The organism is Marinobacter guineae (assembly GCF_002744735.1).
Classification (GTDB): Bacteria; Pseudomonadota; Gammaproteobacteria; order Pseudomonadales; family Oleiphilaceae; genus Marinobacter; species Marinobacter guineae.
Map to the genome: position 1 here is coordinate 397826 of NZ_KZ319339.1, position 18069 is coordinate 415894.

General features: G+C 50.3%; 12 protein-coding genes. 1 reads left to right on the top strand and 11 read right to left on the bottom strand.

The window, feature by feature from the left end:
* Position 1 precedes the first annotated feature (1 nt).
* From CLH62_RS01800 to CLH62_RS01820, 5 genes are read right to left on the bottom strand one after another with little or no spacing between them, the layout of a single operon-like run.
* The gene (locus tag CLH62_RS01800; RefSeq protein WP_099616440.1) at positions 2–853 is read right to left on the bottom strand and encodes a sulfotransferase family protein; all 852 of its coding nucleotides are present in this window, start codon (positions 851–853) and stop codon (positions 2–4) included.
* Entirely contained in the window at positions 853–2346 is a 1494-nt protein-coding gene (locus CLH62_RS01805) for a lipopolysaccharide biosynthesis protein (protein WP_170005747.1), read from the bottom strand. Before CLH62_RS01805 ends, CLH62_RS01800 begins: the two co-directional genes overlap by 1 nt.
* The gene (locus CLH62_RS01810; protein ID WP_099616442.1) at positions 2339–3577 is read right to left on the bottom strand and encodes a glycosyltransferase family 4 protein; all 1239 of its coding nucleotides are present in this window, start codon (positions 3575–3577) and stop codon (positions 2339–2341) included. Before CLH62_RS01810 ends, CLH62_RS01805 begins: the two co-directional genes overlap by 8 nt.
* Complete coding sequence (locus tag CLH62_RS01815) at positions 3574–4932, bottom strand: O-antigen ligase family protein (RefSeq protein ID WP_099616443.1); 1359 nt, start codon at positions 4930–4932, stop codon at positions 3574–3576. Before CLH62_RS01815 ends, CLH62_RS01810 begins: the two co-directional genes overlap by 4 nt.
* On the bottom strand, positions 4929–5468 hold the full coding sequence (locus tag CLH62_RS01820) for an arsenate-mycothiol transferase ArsC (protein ID WP_099616444.1): 540 nt from the start codon (positions 5466–5468) through the stop codon (positions 4929–4931). Before CLH62_RS01820 ends, CLH62_RS01815 begins: the two co-directional genes overlap by 4 nt.
* A gap of 157 nt (positions 5469–5625) precedes the next feature.
* Between CLH62_RS01820 and CLH62_RS01825 the strand changes: the two genes are divergently transcribed.
* On the top strand, positions 5626–6813 hold the full coding sequence (locus CLH62_RS01825; protein ID WP_099616445.1) for a carboxylate--amine ligase: 1188 nt from the start codon (positions 5626–5628) through the stop codon (positions 6811–6813).
* Here the strand turns inward: CLH62_RS01825 and CLH62_RS01830 are convergent.
* From CLH62_RS01830 to CLH62_RS01855, 6 genes are read right to left on the bottom strand one after another with little or no spacing between them, the layout of a single operon-like run.
* Entirely contained in the window at positions 6799–7902 is a 1104-nt protein-coding gene (locus CLH62_RS01830) for a glycosyltransferase family 4 protein (protein WP_099616446.1), read from the bottom strand. The two genes, CLH62_RS01825 and CLH62_RS01830, sit on opposite strands and share 15 nt — an antisense overlap.
* Positions 7899–13715, bottom strand: a complete 5817-nt coding sequence (locus CLH62_RS01835) for a non-ribosomal peptide synthetase (RefSeq protein ID WP_099616447.1) — start codon at positions 13713–13715, stop codon at positions 7899–7901. Before CLH62_RS01835 ends, CLH62_RS01830 begins: the two co-directional genes overlap by 4 nt.
* A 13-nt stretch (positions 13716–13728) precedes the next feature.
* Entirely contained in the window at positions 13729–15060 is a 1332-nt protein-coding gene (locus CLH62_RS01840; RefSeq protein ID WP_099616448.1) for a FemAB family XrtA/PEP-CTERM system-associated protein, read from the bottom strand.
* A 12-nt stretch (positions 15061–15072) separates the two neighbouring features.
* Positions 15073–15939 carry an XrtA system polysaccharide deacetylase gene (locus tag CLH62_RS01845; protein ID WP_099616449.1) on the bottom strand — a complete coding sequence of 289 codons (867 nt, stop codon included), beginning with the start codon at positions 15937–15939 and terminating at the stop codon, positions 15073–15075.
* A 44-nt stretch (positions 15940–15983) separates the two neighbouring features.
* Positions 15984–17267, bottom strand: coding sequence for an outer membrane beta-barrel protein (locus CLH62_RS01850; RefSeq protein ID WP_228152745.1), 1284 nt, complete (start codon positions 17265–17267; stop codon positions 15984–15986).
* Entirely contained in the window at positions 17260–17994 is a 735-nt protein-coding gene (locus tag CLH62_RS01855; RefSeq protein WP_228152746.1) for a P-loop NTPase family protein, read from the bottom strand. The genes CLH62_RS01850 and CLH62_RS01855 overlap by 8 nt, the downstream gene beginning before the upstream one ends.
* Positions 17995–18069: the final 75 nt, after the last annotated feature.

The window sequence follows — 18069 nt, forward strand, 5'->3', positions numbered from 1 at the left end:
GTCACAACTCCCACTGTTGATAGGTTTTACCGGTCAGCTGGGAAAGCGATCCTACTCGTTCTCTGAAGTAATCGCGGAAACGAGTTCGGACTGCGGCCATCTCCTCCATGCTCAGAACCTCAGTTGCTTCAGTTTCCGACATATCGGCGCCCCACTCCCGCAGTTGCTTTGGTACTGCTCCAGACAAAGAATCCCAGGTTCTAGAGTGGCGAACCCGATTAAGAAGCCCCCGGCCCCGGGCCTTTTTGAACCTCTCCGGCGCCTGATTGGCCGCTATCGTGTCACCGATAGGCACATCCGAATCGATCTCCATCCAGTCAAATATATCACTCATGACTTCCTCAGCATTACTGATGAGCTCTTCAAACGTCAGTGTATAGACGCGGTCTGCACCAAAAAGTCGAAAATACGGCTCCAGTTGCATCGCATAGTCGGAATAGCCAAGGTACATCGGATCTTTTTCTATCGCACGCATGATGGTCCTCGTCTCACCATAAAAATGAAGGTCCCTGACTGCATGGCGATAATGGCTGAACAACCGCTTGATGGGGTCTCGCATTATGTAAAGAATACGGGCGTCATTATTGTAATGGTGGATGCGCTCGGCAACGCCGGTATAGGTGGGTAGTTTGGTATAATGCGTGCTCGATTCGCCACGATAGGTTGCCGAATCAGCACCTTCAAACAATGCGTTGTATTCTTGGTCTGTGCGCCCTTTCCACAGTTCGGGGACGAAGTAACCCGGTTCTTTTTCAGGTGACATATAAATTGCAGGATGGCGCTCGAGATACTCATGCAATGTTGTAGAGCCTGATTTCATGGCGCCCACCACGAATAAATTAACTTGAGTCATTACACTTTATCCACTTTGCTTTGCCTTACTTTAAGCAGCAGACCAAAGGTATCTTTGATCTGGCTTAGGGGAATAACTCCCAGTGCTACAACGAGCAGCGGAAACATGAGCGAAAGCGCCAAGGCGACTGCGAAGGGGGGCCAGAATTGAACTAGGTAAAATTTTAGCGCGACTAACACAACAGCCAAAATAAGCGCCGTAACCGGCGGATACCAGCGTAATCCCATGTCGAATTCTTTGAATGAGAACCAGTGAATGGCCAGCAGCCGGATAAAGAAAGTGATAGTAGTCGCCCAGGCGGCGCCATACAGACCAAAGAATGGAATAAGAACGGCGTATGCTAGCAGGCAGAATAAGGCGCTGACCATCGTGATACTGCCAAAGTAGTGGGTTTTCGCTTTTACGAAAAGGCCCATATTGATGAAGCTGGTCCAGGCCAGGAAAACATAACCCATCAAGATGATCGGCACGAGCTCGGCCGCGCCCCAATAGGCTGGATCAGACATTACTCTTAGAACAGGGTCTACCCAAACGCTGATACCAAGGGCAACGTACATCACAAGTACCGATACGAGCGAAAAGACCTTCTCGAACATCGGGTGATGGTCGGAATTTCTGTAGATTTTGTACCGTTCCGCGTCCCACATTGTGAGGAATGGAGACCAGCCAAGCGCGAAGAGCATGAAGCCAAATTTATAAGCTAATGCATAGATACCCACAGCTTCAAGGTTCAGATTGACGCGAATGAAGTAGCGATCTCCATAGGTGATCACGAACATGCTTAGCGCTGCCAGAATGATTGGTGCGCTAAATGTAAGTAATTGCTTTGCCAGGCTCCAGGAAAAACTAAAGCGCCTATACCGCATAACGGCCAGGGTAACTGTCAGCGCGCTGATAAAAGTGGCCAATACTGACGCCACAGCAACGCCCTCTACGCCCAGGCCCAAATACACTAGAAAATAGAGGTTCAGGGAAATCTGGAGGAATAGCTTCCAGAGTGAGAAACCCAGAACCAGGTAGGCTTTCGACTCGGCGCGCAGAAAAGCCAGTGGTATCTCGAGTACTCCTCCAAAAAACAGGGTCAATGAAAATAGAGCCACCAGGTGACTGTAGTCGTCACTCCCGAACAACACACGGCTCAGCAGTGCCGCGCCTACAATCAGCATCAGAACACCCAACAAGTGCGTCCCCGCTACCATTCCATAGGCGCTACCCAGAACTCTGGATCGTTCATCATCCGAGTCCGCTAGGCCATAATAGCGCAGGAAACTCTGGCCGATTCGCGCACCAAAAAATATGGCGCTGAACTCAACCAGCATGGTGAGCAGTTCGATGACCCCATAGTCGCTGGGTGCCAGGTATCGGGTATAAATTGGCAACAGCGCGAATCCCGCCAGCGCTCTAGCCACCATCGCCAAACCATAGATGGCAGTTTGGCTCAGAAAGCGTTTACCAAGCTGTCCGTGGGTCTCGCTTGACGCGTTTTCACCCATGGTTGGCTTCTCCAATAACATCTTTGTAGATTGACTCTATCCGCAACGTATAATCCTTTGGCGAGAAAACTTGGATCACCCTGGCCTGGCCTCTACGCGCCATGGCTCCCCGCATCTCCTTGTCTGACACTAATTGATCAAGCTTGTGAGCAAATGTGCTCACATCGGTTGGTGAGACCACGAAACCTTCAACGCCGTCCTTAACCAATTCCGGCGGCGCGCCCAAGTCAGATATGATCACGGGCTTTCCACATGCCATCGCCTCCGTCACCACAAGCCCAAAAGGTTCCGGTTCAATCGAGGCGTGAACAATGATGTCAGAGGCTTCGTAAAGCGCGCGTACCTCTTTAACAAATCCGGTAAAGGTTACCCGGTCTTCAATACCATGGGTTTTCGCAAACTGCCTCACTTCCTCCTCGTAACCAGCACCAAAGCCTTCTGTTGCACCGCCAACAATCAAAACACGGATCGAATCGGTACTCTTCATGGAAGATACTGCCTGCAAGAACTCCAACTGACCTTTCCATCGAATGACACGACCGAAAATCGAAATAACGCACTCGTTGTCCGCGATGCCCCATTTTTTACGCGTTTGCCACCTAAGCTCTGGACCGGCTGGCACCAGGAATTGGTCGGCAACCGGATTGTGAGCGGTGATAAGCCTGTCGTTGGGATAACCTCGAGCCACTGCAGCCGCCGATACGTAATCCGAAATCGACAGGTATCGGTCTACTCTGAACTGAAGCAGACGTTCCATGAGACTCGGTGGTTCGCCCGGGATACCATGAAAATGCCAGATTAAAGGAGTGCGGGTAATTACTGCTGCCAGCAAGACAAAGACACTGTTGTTAGAGTGGACCACGTCAATTCGGTGTTTACGGATTAGTCGACAGATCCTGAATACGTAAGGCAGGTTTTTAACCACATTAATAACCGTAAAAACGTAGGCCATTAATTTCCGAATCCAACGACTTCTGATACGGGCGATCCGGGCTTGATTTCGGAAATGGTTTACGTAGGTGTATCCCGGCGCACTGGATTCCGTTTCGATTTCGCCAGTATCCAGCCAGTCATCCACATTGCCATCGATCGCCGATACTACGACGGGCCGGAATTTCGGGCTAAGGTTCTTCGCTATGCTCATGAGTACAACCAGAGCGCCACCAAAAGACAGCCCCTGGTCCACCAACAGGACATTACTCGGCTTATCGACTTCGTTGTGTTCGGTCATTTCAACTCCGCGGCTTCGTTTTCGGAGGCGTGCAGCGCTCCCGATTTGAGTCCGTTCCGAAATGACACCTGCATGCTTGCCACTAAAGCAAAGTAAATCCACAAGAAGGGGTAATACAAAACCGTAACAAACGACGCACTAATCAATAGCCCGACCAGGCCCAGATCGAACCCGTAGGTTAAAAAGTAGTAAAAGCGTTCATCGATTTCTTTTGCCTGGCGCCTGATCTGTCGGGTGGTTTTCAAGGAATAGAATAACAGCAGTCCCAGTGCAAACAGGCCGGCATATCCCAGCTCGGTTCCGCATTGTATAAAGACGTTGTGTACCATATTGCTTCCGCTGATTTCAGGGCTGAAATGGTTGGCGTAATACACCTCCCAGGCGTTATGCCCTACACCAAGGAATGGAAACTCATTAATGGTCTGCCAGCCATCCTCCCACCGCTCGATACGGTGCAGCGACGTCCTGTCGTCACCAGCGGTATCAAAGCGCGCCTTGAACTCCTCTGGAACGACCTGCCAGATTATTGCTCCCAGGACGGCGACCACGATAAGCATGCGGAAAAAATATCGAGTTTTTACCAGTGCCATAACACAACTGGCCGCAAGGCCGACCATGGCACCACGAGAGGACGTAGCGATGAGGGTACCTAAACCGGTAAGCGGCATAGCATAAAAAAAGACCCGCCAGAGAGGATGCCAATAAGGCCGCAAACCTATTATCAATGCTGCAGCCATAGGCACGTAAATGGTCATCTGTATACCCAATTCACCGGAGTTCTGAAAAAAACCAGGCGCTCCGGTAACGCCCCAGTCGGCAAATGAAAACCCCCGTTGTGCCCAAGTAATAAACCCGTGCTGAGACATTTTCAGGCTATAGATCAGAAAAGAAAGGAAAAAGATAAAAAACCTGGCTGGCGTGGTAACGATCTTTACAATAAGGAAATAGATTATGAACCAGTTATAGAAAGTCCAAAGCCTGCCAAAGGACACCGAAGGATACTGTGAAAAAACCGAGGAAAGGATAACCACCCCAAAGTATAAAACCATGAGTTTGTTCAATACATGAGGTGCAGCTTGTCTTTTCTGATCAACAAACAGGGCAATAAGCGCTCCGCCCAATAACATTGGAACCCATGGAAGCACGTCCAGCCATGTCCAAATGGATTGGGGGCGAACGTACTCGAAAAAAAGATAAGTACAAATAAATATGAAAGCCCAACCTTCAGCACGAATCGTTTGAACTATGTATTTCAGATCCATCCGATAGAGCCGTTCTTGATGAGGCGGCGTAGCTGATTTTTTTTTAAGACGCGATCGGGAACTCGCGCTTGTTGAGGATGTTAATCGATTCATGGCATAAGCCTTAGCCGGAGCACGTCTACTTTGCTTTCGATGATAGAGAAAACCGAGCGAAATGCGTCTTCCGGTTCACCATACGGGTCAGCTATTGAGGGCCTGCACTCTTTACCCACCATGCCTAAAATGATGACGGAGGCACCGTGCCCCGGAGGTAAGGCAGTTATCATGTATGGCTCCATGACCACCAACAAGTCAGTGGGTGAAAGCTCTAACTCCTGTAATTTTTTGCTGGAATGGCCTTCAAGATCGATCCCCCGCTCCCGGGCCACCTTTATACCAACGGAGTTGGCGGGAATTCCTCCGTCCGTATCGAGGCCACAACTTATAACCTCTAGCGTTCCACCCTCTCTTCTAAGGCACTCTTGCAAGTATCTTTCCGCATAAACGCTTCTGCAGACGTTACCTTTGCACAGGAAAATAACGCGTTGGGGCGGAGCATTTCCGGAAAAATGTGCAAAACGATCGTACGCGCCGAAAAAAAGCAGACACCATTCTTTAGCGTACTTCCACCAGGATTTTAACTTGACCACTTACTTATCCTTGTCCCTTGGTTCTGCGCAACCTAGCGCGTTGCTCGATTCTACTTGATCAAGGCGTGACTGCCCATTGTTTCGCCTGGTGTTATTTTGACACCACACGAGGCGATCTATACTATCCAAGTCGCTCCTCAGTCCTGGTATCAGCGCTATGTCACATCGGGTATTGATTCTGGATGCCAACCAGCGATCAGCTTTAGCAGCCACACGAAGTCTTGGGCAGAAAGCCCTGTGGGTCACCACAGCGGACGAGAGTTCCCAGACCCTCGCCGGTGCTTCAAAATATGCATCAGCATCTGCCGTCTACCGCTCGCCCTTCAATACTCCTCGACTCTTTCTTGATGATGTGATGCAAATCGTAACGGAGCACAGTATCGATTTTGTTCTTCCTATGACCGAGGCTAGCACCTATGTGTTACTCGCAAACAGAGACCGCCTGCCAGGCCACGTTAAACTTCCCTTCCCGACCGAACATCAGGTTCACAAGCTGGCCAATAAGTGCGAGCTGACGCAGCTGGCCCAATCACTTGGCTTTCCGGTGCCGGGCAGCTTATTCTTTGATAGCAGTCAGGCTTTTTTCGCGAACCCTCCTGAGATTCGGGAATTCCCTGTTGTCCTGAAGCCCGCACTATCAAAAATTCTTCTGACAGATCGCATCATCAGTACTTCTGTCATCGTTGTGCAGAGCCGGGAATCGCTGGAAGCGGCTCTTGAAAAGCCTCAGTTCAAAGACCATCCCTTCATGATCCAGGACTTCATCACTGGTGAAGGCCAAGGAGTCTTTACTCTGTTTCGCGCGGGGCGGCCCATGTGCTTTTTTGCGCATCGCCGACTGAGGGAAAAACCCCCCGAAGGCGGAGTCAGTGTGCTGAGCGAATCCCGCCATATCGATGCCCGAATGCAAGCCATCGCTACAAGCCTGCTTGAGAGTGCGCAATGGGATGGCGTGGCCATGGTCGAATTCAAAGTCAGTCACGACGGTGTCCCCTATATAATGGAGGTCAATCCCCGATTTTGGGGTTCGCTTCAGCTCGCGATCGATTCGGGTGTTGATTTCCCCTACTTTCTTTATCGCAGTGTTTACGACCCGCATTACCAAACTCCAACCCGGTTCCCTGCACCGGGAAATCGTTTACGCTGGTTACTCGGCGATCTTGATCGCCTCTACCTGGTTCTTAAAGCCCCCGCGGACCATTACTCCGTTGGGCGAAAGTTGTTAGCCATACTGCAATTTCTGGCGTTCAACCGCCGAACACGCCATGAGGTGAACCGTTGGTCAGACCTGGCACCGTTCTGGTTTGAGCTTAAGGCTTATATCAAGGCTCTAAGAGCCGGCTGACCCCATTAAACTCAGATACAGAGATTTGTAGCGATCCACCATCATCTCGAGAGAAAACTCACGTTTGGCGTCTTCCTTGGCTTTCTCAACCATTTTTACTACTCCAGGATTCTTCCGAGTCGATTCAATTGCATTGGCAATTTCATCCGGGGCAGCACAGGCAATCAGAAGACCGTTACAGCCCGATGTGATTATTTCCTCCGGCCCCCCGCTACGCGTGGCGACAACAGGCACTCCAGCCAACATGGCTTCCACCGTTGCCAAAGAGAATCCTTCCTGGGTGGATGGAAGCAAAAAAACATCTGCTTGTGCCAACAGATGCCTGGCGTCTTTTCGGAAGCCCATAAAATGAATACGTTCAGCGACCCCGAGAGCTTTCGCCTGATTTATGAGTGGTTCCGTTAACGACGGCTTGGCATCCCCTATAATTATGAAATGTGTGGCAGGATCCTTGATTCTGGGAACCGCCTGAACCAGGTACTCATAGCCTTTTGAACTCCGGACATTGCCGACCGAAACCACTAGCCGTGCCTCCGCCGGCAGGCCAAGGAGGGATCGCAAATCGTCGCCCGCACACGCCGCATCAGGTTGCGCGACACCATTATAAATAAGGTGTGACTTGCCGCTTTTAAGCGTCGAGCGCTCGTTCAGCGCCTTCTGCAACTGGCGGGAGACGCTGACAATAGCGCTCGCCCCCCAGTTTATAATCAGAAACTTCAAACCCAACAGCCGTTCTTGCGAGGCCACATCGACATTGCCATGGAAAGTGGCGATAACGGGCACACCGCCCAGCATTCCGGCTAACGACCCATAAACATTCGATCCAAGTAGATGCGCATGAATCAGGTTAATGCGATGCCGCCTGATCAACCGCACCAGCTCTCTCAGGTAACGAGCATTGAAGGAGCCTTTGGAATCAAGTATCAGAGGCTCGATTCCCAAACTGCGGATTTCACTTGCCAGCCACCCCTCCCCACGAAGAACTACGACCGGCTCAAAATCCGATGACAGTTCCCGGATGAGCTGAACAAAGACGGTTTCTGCACCACCTGGCCCCGTGGTGTCGATCAGATGCAGTACTCGGTTCATTTTTCATCAACCAAGTCGTCAATATTGTTCTCACGGAAGAACTGATTGAGGCGTGCCTTGGTCGCTGGAGACTCAAGAAACGATTCGTGGAACGCGTCAATACACTCAATGATCAGACGCCCTTCAAGCACACCCTTCCAGCCAAGATAGGGGTCGGCATAGATACCCCTGTCACTCATAGGAGCTCTGAGCAGAAGAACGTTTCCCTGATAGGTTTTTTCGGAATGCCGGTAAAGAGCTCGTATATTGTGATCTTTTATAAAGAATGGCCTGAGCTCCACCGGAATTGGTTGCTCCTTGTAGCGGTAATAGAGGATCTGTAACTTCTTCTGATATTGACGAAGACGACTCTGGAGACTGAACTGAAACCGGGTCCACAACGATTTGTGGAGCATTTCGGATTCCAACCGGCGGCCCTCAGGGCCAATCGTGTCCAGGAGGATAACCCAGTCGACCTCTTCGCCTTTTTGTTCGAGAAGGTATGCCATCTCCAGAGCTATCGTGCCCCCCATGGAACCGCCAATGAGCGTGAAAGGACCTCCGTAGCCTGAGCGTCCAAGCTCCTCGACATACTGTGTAGCCATGGCAGTGATCGTATTTGGGGGATCATCAATGCCATTCAGCCCGCTAGACTGAAAACCCAAAACCGGACGATTCAGGCTATCGAGGTCCAACAATCCCCTGTAGCTGAGTACATTACCACCAACCGCATGAATGCAAACGACGGGGTGCGATCCACTTTTGGGTTCAAGGACCACCAGGTTATTCCACTGAGCCTTAACGCTGTCTGAAGTCTCTGAGATCCTGCCTACCGGGAAATCGAGTGAGTTGCTGAGATCTCTTACCGTACGCTGTTTTAAAAGGAGAGATAACGGAAGATCACATCCAAACTCACCCTCGATGTTGCCAAAAAGCTCAACGGCTTTGAGTGAGGACCCCCCCCATTCAAAAAAGTCATCAGTTACGCCGAGGTCCGGCCTCGCCAGGATCTCTTGCCATATTTTTAATAACCTGGCTTCCTGCCTGTTCTCAGGTGGAACTCCTTGGGAGTTCTTTGTCTCGAGCAGGTCTGAACGGGGTAGAGCTCTGCGATCAACCTTTCCATTCGGATCTACAGGCAGCTCGCTGAGACCTATAATGTCTCTTGGCAGCATGAATCTTGGCAGGTGATCCTCCAAATCTTTCCTTAGCTTATTGAGCTTTGCGCGATCTGCTGCTCCGTCGTCCAAAACCACATAAGCAATAATCTCCGGGTTAGCATCGATACCTCGTTCTACCACCGTCGTTGCCTGCCTCACACCTTTAAGGTTCTCGAGAGCCGCGCTTATCTCTCCTGGTTCTACTCTGTGCCCCCTGATTTTAATTTGGTCGTCCATGCGGCCGAGAAACTCCAGGACACCATCATGTCTCCATCGTACCCTGTCACCAGTTCTGTAAAGCTTTGTGTCGGTGCCGATGAACTTATTTCCAGACACGAAAACATCGCGGGTTCGGTCAGGAAAGTTGACGTAACCATTCGCCACACCGTCTCCACCGGCGTATAGCTCACCCGGCACCCCTGGAGGACAAAGCGCGCCATGGTCATCAATCACGTGTACCTGAGTATTAGCGACGGGATACCCGATAGGAACACGATCTGGCACAGCCTTGTAGTCGTGCATTGGATAGCAACAGGTAAAGGTGGTGTTTTCTGTCGGGCCATACCCGTTAATTAAGGTAAGTTGCGGATTAGATTTTAAAACAGCTCTAACCCAGCGAGCCGACAAGACATCTCCACCAGCAAGCAGATAGCGTAGTTTAGAAAAGGACGCTGTATGGTGTTGGGCCATCTGATGGAACAACGCCGCAGTAAACCAGGCCACATTGACCCTTCCGCTTAGCAATATTTCACTTAAAGCTTTGGCGTTAAGATCATCACGTTGTGGAATGATCAGAGTCCCGCCATTTAACAATGGGCCCCAGATTTCAAGTGTCGAAGCGTCGAAAGAAATCGGCGCATTCATCAGAAAACGCGTGTCGCAGTCCAGCGGCAGGAAACTATTATTTTTAACCAGCCTGATGATATTCCGATGGACGACTTCAACACCTTTCGGGACACCAGTCGATCCGGAGGTGAACATAATATAAGCGGGGTCAACGGCAGAGCAGGGAATCAGGCTACCGGCTTCGCGACTGTCGTTTCGCAATGCTTCATCTAACGAGATCCAGTCGGTGCCTTCAGGGAGGTGAAACCGGTCTTCCTCATATTGCCCTATTACATATTTTGTTTTTGACTCTGAGAGAAGCAACCTAAGGCGCTTCGGAGGGTATGTTCTATCCAAAGGCACATAGACAGCCCCAACGCGAAGGACTCCTAAGAGAGCAGCTATCGTCTGCCAGGATCTGCCTGCCAACAAACCAACAGAAGTGCCCTTACCAACACCGGAACCGATCAGTGCCGAGGCAACCCGGTTGCTCTGTGCCTCAAGCTCCGAGTAGCTAATCTGCAACTCACCCTGCTCGATTGCGATCTTGTCACTATGGCTTTCAACCTGAGCCTTGAAGCACTCAAGTAACGAGGCATCTCGAGGATAATCGGTTGTTGTATTACTCCAGTCCCTGAGTACCTTTTGGTCATGAGGTGTTAGTAAGTTGACGTCCCGGGGGTTACATGATGTATCCCTCAACAATTCTGTTAGCAGCACTCTGAAATGCCCGAGTAGGCTTTCAATTGTTGTCCTGTTGAATAGTTTTTTACTGGCCTGTAACCGCAGATCCATTCCTTCCCGATACCAATCGGCAAACAGTACCAGTTCAGTATGACTGAACCCCGTATCGACCGGGCATGGCCGCATGACAATATCATTGTCGAGATAAACCGGTCGCTCCCTGAAATCATTAAAGGTGAATAGCGTTTGGTAGACTGGCGTACGGCTTGGATCTCTGTCCGGCTGGATGATATCGACAATCCTGTCGAACGAGAAATCCTGATGCCGAATCGCCCCGAGCAGCTGAGCATGAACATGCGCCACTATCTCAGTAAACTGATTTTTCTCACCTAAATGAAGCCTCAGAGGCACCGTATTAATAAACAACCCTATGGTGTGTTCGAATCCGTCAGGTCTTTGATTAGCCGGGGTGCCGATCACTATTTCGTTCTTTCCGGTATACCTGGCTAACAATAAACAGTACGTGCTTAAGAAAATGACGAAAGGTGTCGTTCTTAGCTCTTTCGCCACAGCAATCGTGTTATCCAGGACGTCATTCGGAATAGTAATTTCCTGCTGGTCACTTCGAAGATCCAGGGTGGGTGGACGTGGTTTGTCTGTCACCATTTCAAGAACGGGTGGCACAGTCCTGAAAATATTGCTCCAATATTTCAGGTTATCAGGGTTTTCTTCTCGCTTTGAAGAGCCGAGATACTCTGAAAACTGCCGGGCTTTATTTTCGGTATTGGGCGCTCCTTCGTTGAAAAACGCATAAAGATCTTTCAACTCTTGCCATAATTGAGTCTGGGAAATGCCATCGATAATCTGGTGGTGCGCAGATATTTGCAAAACACACTTATTATCATTGCCAAGATATAATTTGAAACGAATGAGTGGACCTTGATGAAGATTAAACGAAGATTGGGCTTCATCTTGCAACTGACCGTCAAGCCAGCGACGATCATCCAGAGCACCGCCACAAACTATCTCTTTCCATTCCAAAACTGGCTTTGTATGGACCCAATATTTTTGTTGCTTCGCTCGAATAATGGCTAACGCATCGTGACGGTTTAGCAGTTCGGCTGCTGCTTTTTTTAAGGATTTAGCATCTACTTCGCCAAACAACCAATAAGCTTCGGACTCATAGAAAATCTCTGGTTGATCATGCAGCGCCGCCGTAACGTCCATTCTCATCTGGGTTTTTGTCGGGGGGAAGACTGGCTTTTTATCAATAGATTCGCTTATTTCCTTATCGTGCCTGCCGTGTTGTTGTGCCTCCCGGGCCGGACTATTGCGTATTAGCGCGGCTTGCTGGAGCAAAACTGGATGATCCAGTAAGTCCACTGGCGGTATCTGCTTCCCGAACTCCCTCTCTATAGAGGTTGAAAGCTTGGCAGCAAGCAGAGAGTGCCCTCCCAGAGAATAAAAGTTATCCTCAGGACCTGAAGGGGCAACGCCAAGAATATCCTCCCAAAGGAGCGCGATACGCTTAACCTCCCCGGAAAACATTGAGACAGATTGTGGCGCGCCTTTTAAACTTTCTGTTTGGCTCAATTCCCGATCAGCGAGTTCAGCAAGGCTTTTTCTGTCAATTTTAAGATTAGGTGTTAACGGAAAGCTCTCAACCTGCCTCCATACCCTGGGAATCATATACTCAGGAAGGCGCGCCGCTAATTCTGTTTCAAGGGCCTCGAAGTTAATTTTTACAGCACTTCGGATAAAAGCAATCAGGTAGGGGTTATTGTTAGAACCTGTGTGTTTTATAACAGCAACTTCTGTCACATCTCTACCGAGCGCGCTAACCTGCTTCTCTATCTCTCCGAGCTCAACTCTATACCCCCGGATCTTGACCTGGTTATCCAGGCGGTCAAGGTAAAATATTGAGGAGCCTTCACGTAAAACCAAATCGCCGGTTCGATACCAATGTTCGATCGCTCCGGTCTCGTTGTTGAGCAACGAGAGGAATCGCTCTGCGTTCAAATCGGGTCTTTGGAAATAACCAGGGGTCAAACACACGCCTGATATCAATAACTCTCCCTGAGCAAATTCATCAGTTTTATGGTCGTCCGCAGAAACCACCCTGTAATGGACATTGGCAATGGGATCGCCAATTGGGATTGCTCCCCGGCTTAAATCGTCTGCATTTACCTGATGACAACTAGACCATACCGTTGCTTCTGTCGGCCCATACATATTCCATAACTCACCTGCACCATAAAGCAGCTTGGCCAATTCAATAGTCAACGGCTCACCGCCAGAAAGTATTTTCTGTGACCTGTCCGGTGTCCATCCATGCTCCAGCAACATACGCCATGTGGCGGGCGTTGCCTGCAGCAACGTTAGATTGTTGTCCTGTATTATTGCTGAAAGGCGCCTGGGATCCAGGCTATCCGGTTTAGGCACGAGATACATCGTCGCCCCTACCATTAAAGGCAGAAACAGCTCCAGTACTGAAATATCGAAAGAAATCGTGGTGAGCGCCATAACTCGATCGCCGGAATGTATACCCGGCCTTCTGGACATAGCGAGAAGAAAATTCACCATCGCAGCTCGTGTGATTGGCACGCCCTTGGGCCGGCCTGTCGAACCAGAGGTGAATATCAAATAGGCAAGATCGTCCGGACACCAATCCGGAAGTGGATTCGGTTCAATGCTGCGAGGCTTATCTTCAACTACGAAAACACGGAAATTATATTCCAAAGGCAGAAGGTGTTCGCTTGCCTTATCGGTGATGACGGCAACAGAATCCGAGTCTTCGATGATGACTGCGATACGCCTCGGGGGAAAGGCGGGGTCGACTGGCACGTAGCATGCCCCGGCACGCATAATACCCAACAATATTGCGGGCAGCTCCAAGAGGCGTTCCATGCATACCAGAACCTTGTCGCCTTTCTTTACCCCTTCAGACGAGAGCCAATAGGCCCACTGTGAACTCTTTCGTTCCAGCTCTTTATAACTGAGCGTTTCTTCATCACTGATTACAGCAAGCTTTTCCGGTTTGTCATGACACTGGTTGAGAAAAAGCTGGTCATAGGAAACCTGCGGCCAGTTTCCAGAATCTGACAAAAATTCATCTTTGGCAGTTATCGAGCCTGAAGCTCCAGCATCCCTGTGTGCTCTTTCCATGGAACATCCAATCTTAAGGGAGATATTTCACAATACCCGGACCAATCAGCCGACTCATCCAAACGGGTAGTCGTTTCCAGGCTGCAATCAACAAGCGATATTTAGGGTTATTCGGGTTCAGATTGGGAAACTCTGCCCCTCGGGATAACGCATAGTCCCAGAACAATGGGATTTCACTTGCGCCCCATTGCTGCTTGAACCTTGCAGTGCCGGTATCTTTGCTGCAACGGCCGAAATCGAACAATCGACAGCCTATTGACACAGAATACTCGAGGGCTTTCCAGTACATTGCCATGTTCACACCGGTATGATTCTGCTTGCGCAGTGTGGAAGCCCATGGAATCTCCATTCTTCCTCCAAAACAGCATAAAATCGCACAGCCTGCAGCCTCGCCGTTAATACGTACCACAACAATTCTGGCCCGTTCACCGAGGGTCTCAACGAGATTCTGAAAAAACGCTTTGCTATACACCGGGGTTCCGAGATCACGCATGTTGTGGGCAAAAACCCGGTAAAAGTCATCAAGTAATTCTAGCCCACCAATTTCTACATTGGAGATTTCCCTCTCTCCTTTTCGAATCTGTGCCCGTAATTTCGGCTGAAAGCTATCCCATAGTTCTTTCGAGTTTTCAGGAAGTGGCAACCAAAAGGTCTGTTTATCCTTGCGCTGTGGGAGTCCGAGAGATAAATCACTGCAATGCCGGAGTTCAACGTGCTGTGCATTCTCGGAGTCACGCCAACGTTCAGCGGCCAAAACAAGGGCGCCCGCAATCTTCTGATTATCAGCAAGTACGCCACCGTAGTTAAAGTAAGGCACTGATACCATGAAGTTGCCAAACAGACGACTTTTTAGTTGACTGACCGGTAAGACGCCACGCACTTCCGACTCTGAATCCAGCACATAGAAGTATCGGCATGAATGCCCGTAAGTATTTTGAATAAACTCCGAGACTTCCGGCAAATGCCATATGGTTGAGGCGGGATGCTGAAGTACATAGTCAGCAGTGGCTCTTGTGACCTCTTCCGGAAACGCTTCTACGACCTTAAACTCACACTCCTGTCGGTTCAGAATTGCCGATTCCACTTGCGGCTTGCCAGGCTTCCAGGCCGACGTCGGTTTAGTGGATGACCTAAGCTGCTGTTTCATCCTCTTCTGCAGCAGTTTCAACTCAGTTGAAACAACCTTCAGCTCTTCCACCAGTGATGCAATGTCGTGTTCGGCAGCCTCGTTGCCAGAATTCCGAATGTCACCGATTCGCCGGCTCAGCTGTCCTTTGGACTCCTTTAGCTCCGAAATGCGGCTGCCGAGTTCCTCGACCTCAGGACTTGCTTCGTTGACTCCCATAACGTTGAAACCTTAGACGGCGACCGCTCTGGACGGAATTGAAGTTTCCTGGAGTACGTCTGACACAGATCCGAACCGGAAATCCTGAAGCAGTCTTTCTAACCGGCTCATGCATTTGTCGAGATTGTTGTAATGGCGAAAGCGGGAGAACGCGCTGACGTTTAAACGCGGCTGCCCGGGATCAATCTCCCATGGATGGAGATAGAAAATGAAAGGTTGCCCTGCGCGATTTATCTTTCCCAGCCCCCAGCGGCTCAGAGCATAAGGATAAAGCCGAAAATAGCCTCCGCCTGCAATCGGCATCCGGTAATTTCCCACCGGGCAGGTGGATAATGGGAACTCTTTTAGCGTACTCCCATTGGGTGCTTCAAGAACGTACGGCTGGTGGGGCGTACCTGGCATTCCATAGCGGTCATGATGCACAGGGAATATCGACGAATCCCAGGTAAACCCTTCCTCACAAAGTATATCAAGAGCCCATCTGGATTTGGCTGTAATCGAGTAACTGGCTGCTCGGTAGCCGACAATCGGGCTTCCTGTTATATCTTCGAGAATTTGTTTGGATTTCCGCGTTTCCTGCCGGAATGTCTCAGGGCTCTGAGTGTAGACCAGTTCATGACTATACCCGTGACTTGCAATCTCGTGCCCATGAGCCTGGATCCGCCTCACTAGCTCCGGCGAGCGCTCCGCCACCCAACCAAGCACAAAGAATGTTGCTGTAACTTTTTGACGATCGAACAACTCCAAAAGCTTATCCGTGTTACGTTCAACACGGTATTCCATGTTGGGCCAGTCAGCCGAATCAACGGCTTCCTTGAGAGCAGCTACCTGGAAGTAGTCCTCTACGTCCACCGTGAGCGCATTCTTTATCTGTTCCATGACTTCGATTTCATCCAGCCAAATACGGTGATTACCAGTACCTCTTACAGAAACCGGTAGCTCAGTCCCACAAGGAGCCAGTTTTCCTGGTATTCCCGAGACGAGACATCACTGGAGCGGCGTTCGTGCCCTAGTCGCGCATTCAGGCCAAGATCACGGCTCAGTGTGTAGGAAACACCGACATCAAACGCAACTATCGAATCCTCTGAGTCATCTTCTTCGAAGGTCAGATAATTCAGGCGAAGGCTGGAAGTCAGGCTAATCCTGCTATTAAGAGGTCGATTTCCGAGAAGGTTTAAACCCACCCTGTCCTCTTTTATTTCCGACGTCAGGTAATCGGAGCGGCTTGCACTGATGCCAGCGCTCACCGTAGACCCGTCGCTGAACAGTTTTTGAATGCCTGTACTCAGTGCGGTAACCTCGACAGCCTCTGTCTCTGACAGATTGAATTCGAAATCACCGAACTGAAAATCGAAATCCGATGTCTGATCCGTGAGTTCCCGGCTTACTGTAAAGAAAAAATCCGCTGAGGGGTTAATCTCACGGTTTATCGAAAGATCGCCGACCAACGCATCACTCTTCTGAGAACCAGAGCCGAACTTGGTTTCGATCTCGCTGACACCCAGACTTCCTTCCAAATCGGTAGTCGACCAGCTCTTGGCAAATGTAATACTGGCGGTGTTACGATCAATCTCTACGCCGGTGTCCAGTTCTGCCTGGTTTGCAGATGCACTAAGGCCAGCAGTCAAGGTGGAACTGAACAGGTGATTCCAGGCAGCCGAGCCAATTACCCTATCGCTGTCAGTCTGTTCAGGCTCCTCGAATTCAGTGTTCTGGTATTGCAGTGAAAACTGCAGCTGATCCCTCTGTGTCAAAAACAGGGTGTATCGCGGGCCCGTCGTGAACACGTTCTTCCGCGTAGTGTTATCAGGTACGTCAGGACGCCGTGTGTCCTGGCTTACATCACTCAGGCGATCAGAGAGAGTCCAGTCCAAACCATGTGCCAATTCACAGCTGCCCTGAAATCCAGCATCGGTATAAAGTTCCGGATCGAAAGTATCATCAAGCCAATAGCCGTAGCCCACCCGCCCATTGAGGTTGGAGTTACATCTTCCCGGATCTTTCACATGCTGAAATGAAACGCCTACCCGGGTTTCGAGGTCGGATTGCTCGTTGGTTGAAACTCGTCGCGCGTTGTCGGTGAACCGGTTATCGAGACTACCGGTGATTGTAACCGGTTCGGCTTGGACCATCGGTATGACCAGAAGGCCTGGTCCAAAGAGACCCAACGTTAAACACCACCAACGTTTTAGTATCAAATCAGCCATTTATAACCGCTCCGACAAATTTGTCAGGGTTGAACGCCGCCGCAGCGCGCTCAACGGCGGCTGCAGTTGTCCGGCCATGTGGCACCACAAGCATGGCGTAGTCGCAAAGCTCTGCGAGAATCCGGGCGTCTGGTGAGTCGGTGATTGGCGCAGTATCCAATACGATAAATCGGTCCGGATACCGCTGGCGAACTGCTTTGAGAAACTGTTTCATCCGGAAAGATGTGAAGAACTCATCTGCAGACTCTCTTCGGCTGCCTGCTGGTATTAATCTGAGCCGGGGGATTCCCGTTGGGTAAAGAATTTTGGAAATGTCATAATCCGGGTCGTCAAGAAAATCGGTGAGGCCGGTTTCCGGGATTATATCCAGTATTGAGTGCATGGTTGGATTCCGCATATTACAGTCAATTACCAGTGCGGTTTTTGACCGGTCGAGCGCGAATGCCGCAGCCAGGTTCAGCGCCATAAATGAGGAACCCGCTCCTTCACCCATGCCACTTACAATGAGGGTGAAATTGTTTCCGCCTGAGACCTCGAGGAGTTTGGTGCGAATGTCACGGAAACGATTTACCAGATCACGATTGCGGGAGTCCGGATGAATGATACGACGCTCATCCAGGTCGTCCGGTGTCAGGCAGCGTGGCTCCTGCATACGAACGATCTGCTTGCTGATGACGTACTTTTCGACCGCTCCGGCTCCCAGCTCAAGGGAGCTGGGAACCAACATTTTAGAATCTTCCCACTCGGAGCCGCCGACGCTTCGGTTTTCCCGCCGATTCTCACCACTTATCCAGCGCTGTTC

Excerpts from the sequence above, each read along its gene's own strand:
- CLH62_RS01800 (WP_099616440.1), bottom strand. The coding sequence starts at position 853 with ATGACTCAAGTTAATTTATTCGTGGTGGGCGCCATGAAATCAGGCTCT.
- CLH62_RS01805 (WP_170005747.1), bottom strand. The coding sequence starts at position 2,346 with ATGGGTGAAAACGCGTCAAGCGAGACCCACGGACAGCTTGGTAAACGC.
- CLH62_RS01810 (WP_099616442.1), bottom strand. The coding sequence starts at position 3,577 with ATGACCGAACACAACGAAGTCGATAAGCCGAGTAATGTCCTGTTGGTG.
- CLH62_RS01815 (WP_099616443.1), bottom strand. The coding sequence starts at position 4,932 with ATGAATCGATTAACATCCTCAACAAGCGCGAGTTCCCGATCGCGTCTT.
- CLH62_RS01825 (WP_099616445.1), top strand. The coding sequence starts at position 5,626 with ATGTCACATCGGGTATTGATTCTGGATGCCAACCAGCGATCAGCTTTA.
- CLH62_RS01830 (WP_099616446.1), bottom strand. The coding sequence starts at position 7,902 with ATGAACCGAGTACTGCATCTGATCGACACCACGGGGCCAGGTGGTGCA.
- CLH62_RS01835 (WP_099616447.1), bottom strand. The coding sequence starts at position 13,715 with ATGGAAAGAGCACACAGGGATGCTGGAGCTTCAGGCTCGATAACTGCC.
- CLH62_RS01840 (WP_099616448.1), bottom strand. The coding sequence starts at position 15,060 with ATGGGAGTCAACGAAGCAAGTCCTGAGGTCGAGGAACTCGGCAGCCGC.
- CLH62_RS01845 (WP_099616449.1), bottom strand. The coding sequence starts at position 15,939 with ATGGAACAGATAAAGAATGCGCTCACGGTGGACGTAGAGGACTACTTC.
- CLH62_RS01850 (WP_228152745.1), bottom strand. The coding sequence starts at position 17,267 with ATGGCTGATTTGATACTAAAACGTTGGTGGTGTTTAACGTTGGGTCTC.
- CLH62_RS01855 (WP_228152746.1), bottom strand. The coding sequence starts at position 17,994 with ATGTTGGTTCCCAGCTCCCTTGAGCTGGGAGCCGGAGCGGTCGAAAAG.